General features: G+C 68.8%; 10 protein-coding genes, 1 pseudogene and 1 riboswitch. Of the genes and pseudogenes, 4 read left to right on the top strand and 7 right to left on the bottom strand.

What is annotated here, in order from left to right:
- The 3 genes and pseudogenes from CWC38_RS09650 to CWC38_RS09640 all read right to left on the bottom strand — a co-directional run.
- Positions 1 to 126: pseudogene (locus CWC38_RS09650) on the bottom strand (IS5/IS1182 family transposase); the annotation flags it as partial.
- Between the two features lie 46 nt (positions 127 to 172).
- Positions 173 to 412, bottom strand: coding sequence for a hypothetical protein (locus CWC38_RS09645; protein WP_124106159.1), 240 nt, complete (start codon positions 410 to 412; stop codon positions 173 to 175).
- A 142-nt stretch (positions 413 to 554) separates the two neighbouring features.
- On the bottom strand, positions 555 to 1,103 hold the full coding sequence (locus tag CWC38_RS09640) for a GNAT family N-acetyltransferase (RefSeq protein ID WP_124106158.1): 549 nt from the start codon (positions 1,101 to 1,103) through the stop codon (positions 555 to 557).
- Between the two features lie 113 nt (positions 1,104 to 1,216).
- Positions 1,217 to 1,328, top strand: a riboswitch (TPP riboswitch).
- On the opposite strand from CWC38_RS09640, the gene thiC reads away from it, so the two are divergent.
- The 4 genes from thiC to CWC38_RS09620 all read left to right on the top strand — a co-directional run bounded on the left by thiC (position 1,325) and on the right by CWC38_RS09620 (position 6,651).
- The gene (thiC, locus tag CWC38_RS09635; protein WP_121846540.1) at positions 1,325 to 3,178 is read left to right on the top strand and encodes a phosphomethylpyrimidine synthase ThiC; all 1,854 of its coding nucleotides are present in this window, start codon (positions 1,325 to 1,327) and stop codon (positions 3,176 to 3,178) included. Its footprint overlaps the riboswitch before it by 4 nt.
- A 229-nt stretch (positions 3,179 to 3,407) precedes the next feature.
- Entirely contained in the window at positions 3,408 to 4,355 is a 948-nt protein-coding gene (locus CWC38_RS09630; protein ID WP_121846539.1) for an L-lactate dehydrogenase, read from the top strand.
- Positions 4,356 to 4,391: 36 nt separating this feature from the next.
- The gene (locus CWC38_RS09625; RefSeq protein ID WP_121846538.1) at positions 4,392 to 5,993 is read left to right on the top strand and encodes an L-lactate permease; all 1,602 of its coding nucleotides are present in this window, start codon (positions 4,392 to 4,394) and stop codon (positions 5,991 to 5,993) included.
- 109 nt (positions 5,994 to 6,102) lie between these two features.
- On the top strand, positions 6,103 to 6,651 hold the full coding sequence (locus CWC38_RS09620; protein WP_121846537.1) for a GNAT family N-acetyltransferase: 549 nt from the start codon (positions 6,103 to 6,105) through the stop codon (positions 6,649 to 6,651).
- A 6-nt stretch (positions 6,652 to 6,657) separates the two neighbouring features.
- On the opposite strand, the gene CWC38_RS09615 is transcribed toward CWC38_RS09620, so the two are convergent.
- The 4 genes from CWC38_RS09615 to CWC38_RS09600 form a co-directional block, all read right to left on the bottom strand.
- Positions 6,658 to 7,074 (bottom strand): type II toxin-antitoxin system VapC family toxin, encoded by a 417-nt coding sequence (locus CWC38_RS09615; protein WP_121846536.1) that lies wholly within the window; start codon positions 7,072 to 7,074, stop codon positions 6,658 to 6,660.
- Positions 7,071 to 7,310 (bottom strand): type II toxin-antitoxin system Phd/YefM family antitoxin, encoded by a 240-nt coding sequence (locus tag CWC38_RS09610; RefSeq protein ID WP_121846535.1) that lies wholly within the window; start codon positions 7,308 to 7,310, stop codon positions 7,071 to 7,073. Before CWC38_RS09610 ends, CWC38_RS09615 begins: the two co-directional genes overlap by 4 nt.
- Positions 7,311 to 7,375: 65 nt before the next feature.
- The gene (locus tag CWC38_RS09605) at positions 7,376 to 8,281 is read right to left on the bottom strand and encodes an alpha/beta hydrolase family protein (RefSeq protein ID WP_121846544.1); all 906 of its coding nucleotides are present in this window, start codon (positions 8,279 to 8,281) and stop codon (positions 7,376 to 7,378) included.
- A 166-nt stretch (positions 8,282 to 8,447) separates the two neighbouring features.
- On the bottom strand, positions 8,448 to 9,235 hold a 788-nt coding region (locus CWC38_RS09600), incomplete at its 5' end, for an amidohydrolase family protein (RefSeq protein ID WP_338067540.1).

The raw sequence follows: 9,235 nt of genomic DNA, 5'->3' as shown, positions 1-9,235 counted from the left end.
GTACACGATGCCCTCAACCATCGTGCGCGCGTCGGAGAACTTGCGGCCCGGCTTGCCCGTCGGGCGGGGCAGCAACTGCGCGATCAGTGACCACTGGGCATCCGAGAGAACCTGAAAACGTGACACGTCCTGATCGTTTCAGACCCCGCGACTAACCTTTGTCAGACACGCCCTAACTCGTGGCCACAGCGGCGATCACGTCGCCTTTCTCCACCACCAAGTGCCACGTGAGGTCTGCCGCCATCAATTCCGCCGCTTTCTCGCTGAGCTGCGGGATGCGGTCGACGCCGATCAGGGCGGCCTCCACGCGATAGGCCACGCGTTGCAGGTTCACGAGTTCATCCGCGTGCCCCGCAAAATCGGACGGGGTGAGTTCGCGGATCACCACCCGTGCAGGACCGTTGTCAGGCATGGTTCCATTGAAACAGCACGGAGCCAACTCGGGAAGATCAGCGATATGGACCGCTCGGAAACAACCAGGGGGGTCACCGTTACGGAATGAGGCCTCTGCTTATACGAAGACCCTCACCCCTCTTGAAGCCAGGTAGCCGCGATCATGCGGATGGGTAAGGGACGAACCCTAGGCCTTTGTAGAGGCCCATCGCTGCGGGTGACGTGCCGTCTCCGAAGCGCAGACTGATCGCAGCATTGCCAGCTAGCGAGCATGCCTCGATGGCATGCAACACGAGGGCCCGTCCCGCACCCAAGCCCCGATAGTGTGGATGGACGAATAGATCAATGATGAACGGACCATCCAACCACTCATCCCAGATAGAATAGTCCACCACCATGACCGCGCCAACGGGCCGATTGTTGACCCACGCCGTGGCGCAAGCATCCGGTCTTAAGGCACCGTAGTCTCCCCGGAAAACCGCGTCAATTTCTTCACGGGCCGAGGCCATGTCTTCGGCGGCGACTCCTAATGGATATCCCTCGAAGTAGAGCTTCGCCAGGGAGGTTCGAGAAGCCGCGTCCAAGAAGCGGATGGAGACCGGGGACGATCGGTGGGTTGAGCGAGTGACTGTGTGAAGTGAGAGGCGCAAAATATCTGAGGGCATGAGTAATCCGTTCTGGTCGAATTGACAGAGCAGGAAACTACTCACGCGCGGCGCATGCTTTTGATTATAACCATGGGTGGCTTGCACACAAGACCTTTGGGCGCGCGGCGTAGAACCCGTTCAGTCGTCGCCTGAGGAGCAACGTGTGCTAGACATGTGACCGTCCACACGGGAGCCCCAGACACGGGGGCTGAGATCGGGCCAGTGCTGCCCGAGACCGTCGAACCTGACCCGGGTCATACCGGCGTAGGAAGTGAGGAACGGCCATGTCTTCGCATGCCCCCACGCCCAGCACCACCGCCCACAGCACCATCACCCCCACGGGCATCATCCCGAGAGATGGGGACGGCACCACTTTACGTGCCGCAACCCAGTCCGAGCAGCACGAATCCCACCGCCTCGCCTGGCTAGAAGACTCGGAGCACTCCATCCAGGTCCCCATCACAGAGATCCACCAGCTGGACTCCCCGGACGGCACACCCAACGAGCCCCTGCGCGTGTACCGCACCATGGGCCCCGGAAGCGTTCCGGAGGAGGGCCTGGAGCCCTGGCGTGCCGAGTGGATCGAGGCCCGCGGGGACACCGAGGTTTACGAGGCCCGCGGGAGGAGGCTCGAGGACGACGGTCGCAGCGCCGTCCGCCGTGGTGCCCCGCAGCAGCAGTGGCGGGGGAGCAAGCCGGAACCCCGGCGGGCCCGGCCCGGCAGGTGCGTGACCCAGATGCACTACGCGCGCCGCGGCGTCGTCACCCCGGAGATGCGCTTCGTGGCACTGCGAGAACAGTGCGACGTCGAGCTCGTGCGGGAGGAGGTGGCCGCCGGCCGCGCCGTGATCCCCCTGAACGTGAACCACCCGGAGTCCGAGCCCATGGTCATCGGGCGGAAGTTCCTGGTGAAGGTGAACGCGAACATCGGCAACTCGGCGGTGACCAGCTCCATCAGCGAGGAGGTGGCCAAGCTGGAGTGGGCTGCCAAGTGGGGAGCGGACACGCTCATGGACCTGTCCACGGGCAACGACATCCACACCACGCGCGAGTGGATCCTGCGCAACTCGCCCATCCCCATCGGCACGGTGCCCATCTACCAGGCCCTGGAGAAGGTGGACGGGGACGCGGACGCGCTCACGTGGGAGATCTACCGGGACACCGTGATCGAGCAGTGCGAGCAGGGCGTCGACTACATGACGGTCCACGCGGGCGTCCTGCTGCGCTACGTGCCGCTCACCGCCGAGCGCGTCACGGGCATCGTCTCGCGCGGCGGGTCGATCATGGCCGGCTGGTGCCTGGCGCACCACCGCGATAACTTCCTGTACACGCACTTCGACGAGCTGTGCGAGATCTTCGCGCGCTACGACGTCGCCTTCTCCCTGGGCGACGGCCTGCGCCCCGGCTCCATTGCGGACGCCAACGACGCTGCCCAGTTCGCCGAGCTCGACACCCTCGCCGAGTTGACCAAGCGCGCCTGGGAGCACGATATCCAGGTGATGGTGGAGGGCCCCGGCCACATCCCGCTGCACAAGATCCGCGAGAACGTGGAGCGCCAGCAGGAGCTGTGCGACGGCGCCCCGTTCTACACGCTGGGCCCGCTCGCCACGGACATCGCGCCGGGCTACGACCACATCACCTCCGCGATCGGCGCCACCGAGATCGCCCGCTACGGCACCGCGATGCTCTGCTACGTCACCCCCAAGGAGCACCTGGGCCTGCCCAACCGGGACGACGTCAAGACCGGCGTGATCACCTACAAGATCGCCGCGCACGCGGCGGACATCGCCAAGGGCCACCCCGGCGCCACCGAGCGCGATGACGCCCTGTCGGAGGCGCGCTTCGAGTTCCGCTGGCGGGACCAGTTCGGCCTGGGCCTGGACCCGGTCACCGCGCAGGAATACCACGACGAGACCCTGCCCGCCGAACCCGCCAAGACCGCCCACTTCTGCTCGATGTGCGGGCCCAAGTTCTGCTCCATGCGCATCTCCCAGGACATCCGCGACACCTACGGCAGCGCGGAGAACCAGGCGGCCATCGCGGGCATGCAGCGCAAGAGCCAGGAGTTCCTCGCCGCGGGCGGACAGGTCTACCTCCCCGAGCCCACGCTGCGGGAACCGGACGGCGCCACCCCCTGACCCGCACCACGGCGCCGCACACCGCGGGACCGCAGACGACGACGCCGCCCGGATGGCTCCCTGCCGGGCGGCGCCCTTCGGGGGCTCGGGCCCGCTGCGGTGCCTGCTCCGGGTGTGGCCCGCACCTCGCGAGACTGTGAGGAAAACGACGTGTGACCTGCGGAGGAACCTCTGGATCCCTGAGTGTCATCCGTATCTGAACGGTGGGGTGAGGGCTAGCGTTGACACCATGATCAAGGACTCGAAACTCACCGTCGTCGGAGCCGGAGCCGTGGGATCGAGCGTGGCCTATGCCTCGCTGATCCGGGGGTCCGTGCGCCACATCGCCCTCTACGACATCGCGTCCGCGAAGGCCGAGGCGGAGGCCCTGGACCTCGCCCACGGCTCGCAGTTCGCCGCCCACACGGACATCGTGGGTGGCGGCTCGGACATCGCGCTGACCGAGAACTCGGACGTGGTGGTCATCACCGCGGGTGCCAAGCAGAAGCCGGGGCAGACCCGCCTGGACCTGGCGGAGACCAACGCCAAGATCATGTCCCAGCTGGTGCCGCCGCTGCTGGAGGCCTCCCCGCACGCTGTGTTCGTGGTGGTCACCAACCCGTGCGACCCCCTCACCACGCTGTCCCAGCAGGAGACCGGGCTGCCCGCGGAGCGGATCTTCGCCTCCGGCACCGTGCTGGACACCTCCCGCCTGCGCTGGCTCATTGCCCAAAAGGCGGGCGTGGCCACCTCCAGCGTGCACGCGCACATCGTGGGCGAGCACGGCGACTCCGAGTTCGCGCTGTGGTCCACCGCCACCATCGGCACCGTGCCCATCCTGGAGTGGACCCGGGACGGTGAGCGTGTGTTCACCCGTGAGGACCTGGACCAGATCCTCTCCGAGGTGCGGGGCGCGGCCTACAAGGTGATCGAGGGCAAGGGCGCCACCAACGACGCCATCGGTCTGTCCAGCGCGCGCATCGTGGAGGCCATCACCGGTGACCAGCACGCCGTGCTGAACGTGGCCCCGGTGCTCTCGGACTTCCACGGCATCGACGGCATCGCCATGTCCGTGCCCAGCGTGGTCAGCGCGGCAGGTGCCGTGCCCATCCGCGAGACCCCCTTCGCCGAGGACGAGCTCGACCGGCTGCAGGCGTCCGCGAACACGCTGCGCGGCGTCGTCGACAGCCTGTCCTGAGCCCAGCCCCGCCCCACGTCCTGAAAGAACAGCGCCATGTGGACCCAAACCCTCGACACCCTGGGCAGCCTGCCCCTGACCGCGCTCGTGGCCGCCGTGCCCATCGTCGTGTTCCTCGCGTGCATGATGCTCTTCAAGCTCACGGGCCTGAAGTCCGGTGTGATCGCGCTGGTGGTGCAGGTGCTCGTGGCGCTGCTGGTGTTCCGCATGCCGGCCTCCGCGGTGGCCGGGGCGGGACTGCTGGGCCTGCTCACGGCGTTGTGGCCCATTGCGTACATCATCGTGATGGCGGTGTGGCTGTACCGGTTGAGCGTGCGGTCGGGGCGCTTCGACGTGATCCGCTCCTCCATTGCGAACGTCTCCGCGGACCAGCGGGTGCAGGTGCTGCTGATCGGGTTCGCGTTCGGCGCGTTCCTCGAGGGCGTGGCCGGCTTCGGCGTGCCCATTGCCATCTGCGCGGCACTGCTCGTGCAGCTGGGGTTCCCGCCCCTGCGCGCCGCCGTGCTGTGCCTCGTGGCGAACGTGGCCGCGGGTGCGTACGGCGCCATCGGCGTGCCTGTGCTCGTGGGTGCACAGGTCACGAACATGGACGTCCAGGACCTCTCCCGGGCGCTCGTGGTGCTGCTCCAGCCGCTCACGTTCCTGGTGCCGTTCCTGCTGGTCTGGATGGTGGACGGCCTGCGCGGGCTCCGCGAGACCTGGCTCCCCGCGCTGGTCTCCGCCACGGTGTTCTGCGTGGTGCAGGGCGCTCTGCTGTGGTTCATGGGCCCCGAGCTGGCGGACCTCGCGGCCGGTCTGCTGGCCATGGTGTCCCTGTTCGTGCTGTGCCACGTGTGGACCCCGCGCCGGGTGTCCCGCGCCCCCGAGGCGCCGGAGACCGCCGAGGCGAGCCACCCGCTGGGCGAGGTGGTCCGGGCCTGGAGCCCGTTCTACATCCTCACCATCGTGATCCTGCTCTGGTCCGTGCCCGCGGTGCAGCACCTCTTCACCCAGGGCGCGCTGGGGTTCACCACCTTCACGGTCCCCATGCCCGGGCTCACCGGCCACGTGACCGCGGCCGCCGGGACGGTGGTGAACGCCACCTGGAACTTCTCGATCCTCGGGGCCACCGGCACCGCCATCCTGATCGCCGTGCTCATCACGTTCTTCACCACCCCGCAGCTGCACGCCAGGCAGCTGTTCGAGGAGCTCTCGGGCGCCGTCAAGGCACTGGGCCCGGCCATCGTGCTGATCGCCGTGATCCTGGTGCTCGCGAACATCGCCAACTACTCGGGCGGCTCCACGGCCATGGGCACCGCGCTCGCGGCCGCCGGTCCGGTCTTCCCGCTGATCGCCCCGGTGATCGGCTGGATCGGGGTGTTCCTCACCGGCTCGGTGGTCAACAACAACACCCTGTTCGCGCCGCTGCAGGTGGCCACCGCCCAGGGCATCGGGGCCAGCCCCGCGCTGCTCGTGGGCACCAACACCGCGGGCGGCACCACCGCCAAGGTGATCTCCCCGCAGTCCATCGCCATCGCGGCCGGCGCCGTGGGGCTCAACGGCCGCGAGGCCGAGATCATGCGCGGCTCGCTGTTCTACAGCCTGGGCATGCTCGCCGTCACGTGCGTGTGGACGTTCGTGCTCGCCGCGGTGCTCTGAGCGCGAGCAGCACGGTCCTGCACCGACCCGCGGTGCCCGCCCCGTTCAGAGGTGGGCGCCGCGGGTCGCTCCGTTCCCAGACTTTCCTGCCGCTCCGCGAAAGGCTCCCGTGTCCCACGTCGACGACGCCGCACCGCAGCTCCCGCACGTCCGGCCCCTCCACCTCGCCGACGCCCCGCAGGTTCTGCAGGCGTTCCGCTCCGACCCCGAGATGTCGAGACAGGGAGCCGTGACCACCCCTGAGGAGGCGGTGGAGTACGTGCGGCGGGTCAGCAACCCTGGCAGCGGCGTCGCCTGGGCGGTGTGCGGGCGCAGTGGTCTGGTGGGCGTCGTGGGCATCACCGTGGACCACGCCAACCGCAACGGGTGGTTCTGGTACTGGATGACCGCGGAGGCGCGTGGTCGTGGCTGGACCACCCGTGCGGCCGTGACCGTCGCGGACTGGGCGCTCACGGAGGGTGGTCTGGAGCGTCTGGAGCTGGGTCACCGCGTCAACAATCCTGCCTCGGGAGCGGTGGCCCGGGCCGCGGGGTTCGTGAAGGAGGGGACCGAGCGCGGAAAGTTCCTGATCCGGGGCGAGCGGATCGACGTGGACACCTACGGTCGTCTGCGTACGGACCCGTGGCCCGAGCGTGCTCGCCTTCCCCGGATTCCCTGAATCGAGTCAGCCCCAGGGATCCACGAGGGGAACACCGAGGGGCTCGAAGTCCTTGACGTTGCGCGTCACGACCGTCATCCCGTGGACGGCGGCCGTGGCGGCGATCAGCGCGTCCCTCTCGGGCCGGGGATCAGAAACGTGGAAGTAAGCCGCGTGCCTGGCGACCGCCAGGTCCACGGGAAGGATGCGGCCTGAGAACACGGGAAGCAGATCGTTCTCCAACCATCCGGTGAGTCGATCCGCCTGCGTGGCATCCTTGCGCCGCAGCCTGCCGATCCCGATCTCCACCTCCAGAACGGTGAGTGCGCTCAGGTGCATGTCCACGGGGGACCGGGCTGCGATCCACGCACGGACAGCGGGGTCTGCGCGTGCCGCTGACTTCCTCAGCTCGCTGATGACATTGGTGTCGAGCAGGTAGGTCACAGTTCCGGGACCCGGGGAGAGATGCGGGCGGGCTCGAAGTCCACCTCGATGTCCTCCTCCATGCTCAGGCGGTCCACCAGGGACTCACCCGAAGTGGTGAGGCGCCGGAACTCGTGGATCGACAGCAGCACGTAGGCCGGTTCGCCGCGGTCCGTGATGAGGACGGGATGCTCATTGGCCGCCCGTTTGGCCGCACTGACGTCGCGGTTGAACTCGCGGGCCGTAATGGATGTCATGTGAATCTCCCGTAGGTACGTACCTGCAAGGCTAGGTGACCGGAGGAGGGAGGGCAAGAGAATGGTCACGGCCCGCGGTTCTCGCAGCCCTCCGCGCCGGTCAGCCAGTCCACCAGGTCCGGCCACACGGTGGTGCCCACATTGCGGCGGAGCAGGCCGTGGTGACCCACCCGCTGGGCCCCCAGCTGCTCGGGCGTGAACGTCCTGTGCTCCACGCGGGCGGCGGTCAGGTGGGAGGTCAGCGCGCGCATCTGCGCGGGGCTGGCCCAGGGGTCGTCCGAAGCACCCAGAGCCAGGACGTCCTGCGTGACGGCGGCGGCACGGGCAGCGGCGTCCATCGAGGGGTCGTCGAAGAAGTAGTTGCGGTGCCGGGCCCAGTTTCCCCACTCGACCATGGCCGCGGTGGGCATGTCCTCGCCGATGCCCAGCCGTCTGCCGGGCATGTACCCCAGCGCTCGGCTCAGGGTGGGGCCTACCGCATGCAGCATCAGGGCCACGCGCAGCCGCTCCATCGGCGGGGGCACGGTGCGGGTGTCCGCCACGTGGGATGACACCACGGCGAAGCGGTCCAGGTGCTCCGTGCCGTGCCCGAGCACGAGGGCGTGCCCACCAATGCTGTGGCCCACCGCGGTCATCGGCAGCCCGGGGAAGTGCGAGTGAGTCCACTGCGCGACGGCGGGGACGTCCGTGGCCATCCAGTCCCGCATCCGCAGGTGCTCGTGTCGGCGCGGATCTCCGGAGCGTCCTGTACCCCGGTAGTCGTACGTGACCGCGGCCAGCCCCCGCGAGGTGAGGTATTCGGCAATGCTCGAGTAGAACCGCTCGGGGGTGGCGGTCGCCGGGTGCAGCACCACCACTCCCGTGGGCTCGGTGACCGGTGTCCACACGGTCCCGCGAATCACGTCACCGGCCACGGGCAGGTGGAGGTCCGAGCGGGAGAAGTCGGCAGTGGCGCCGGTCACGGTGTCCATGGACGCCACTGTAACCGGCGAGTAGATAGGCAGGAGGCATCGGGGGGGACCCGGGAACCGGTGCCGCGCGGGCGCCCCCGCAGGGGAGCTGAGCCGCGCCGGGAAAGGTTGGACGAGCGTCGTCGTGGATGCGGCAGCCAGTGGCCGCGAACGGGGGTGGTGGGCGTCAGTCCAGGTAGAAGGCCGCGGCGTTGTTCCAGAAGACGTCCGCCACCTGCTCCGGGGTGAGCACCTCACGGATGAGGTCCAGGTCCTCGGGGCGGAAGGGGCGTCGGGCCCGCGTGGAGGGCAGGTCCGTGCCGACCATGAGCGCGGTCGGGTCCGTGGCCACGACGGCCCGGATGGTGGCCGCCGGGTCCAGCTCCACCCGCCCGAACCCGGTGGCCTTGACCTTGACACCGCGCTCCACGAGGCGCAGCAGCGCCGGGAGGCCGTCCTCGTGCATCCCGAGGTGGTCGATGCTCACCGCGGGCAGCGCCGCGATGCGGGGGAGGAGGGCGTCGTCGATGGCGCGGGCGTCGATGTAGAGCTCCGCGTGCCAGCCCACCAGGTGGTGGACGCGCCGCGCCAGGCGGTCGAGGTCGTCGAGATCCGCCGAGCCGCCGCGAGCCACGTTGAAGCGCACCGCGCGCACACCTACGCCGTGCAGCCGCTCGATCTCCCGGTCGCTCGTGTCCACGGGGATCTGTGTGACACCCACGAAGCCCGGCCCGAGGGCCGCCAGGGCATCCACGAGATAGCCCTGGTCGAAGGCCTGGAAGGACCCGGAGACCACGGCCCCGCCCTCGATGTTCAGCCCTGCGGTGCGATCGCGGTAGTCCGCCACCGTGAACGGCTCCGGCAGGAACCCGTTGTTCTCCACGAGGGGGTGGGCGGGGTCGACGATGTGCAGGTGGGTGTCGAACAGGCGCTGGACCATGCGGGTCTCCTTCGAAGCGGTGCGATGCTGCGCGG

Source organism: Kocuria tytonicola, assembly GCF_003687455.1.
In the GTDB taxonomy this organism is placed as follows: domain Bacteria; phylum Actinomycetota; class Actinomycetes; order Actinomycetales; family Micrococcaceae; genus Kocuria; species Kocuria tytonicola.
The sequence above is the reverse complement of the archived record's forward strand: the minus strand, read 5'-3'. Positions and strand labels throughout refer to the sequence as shown.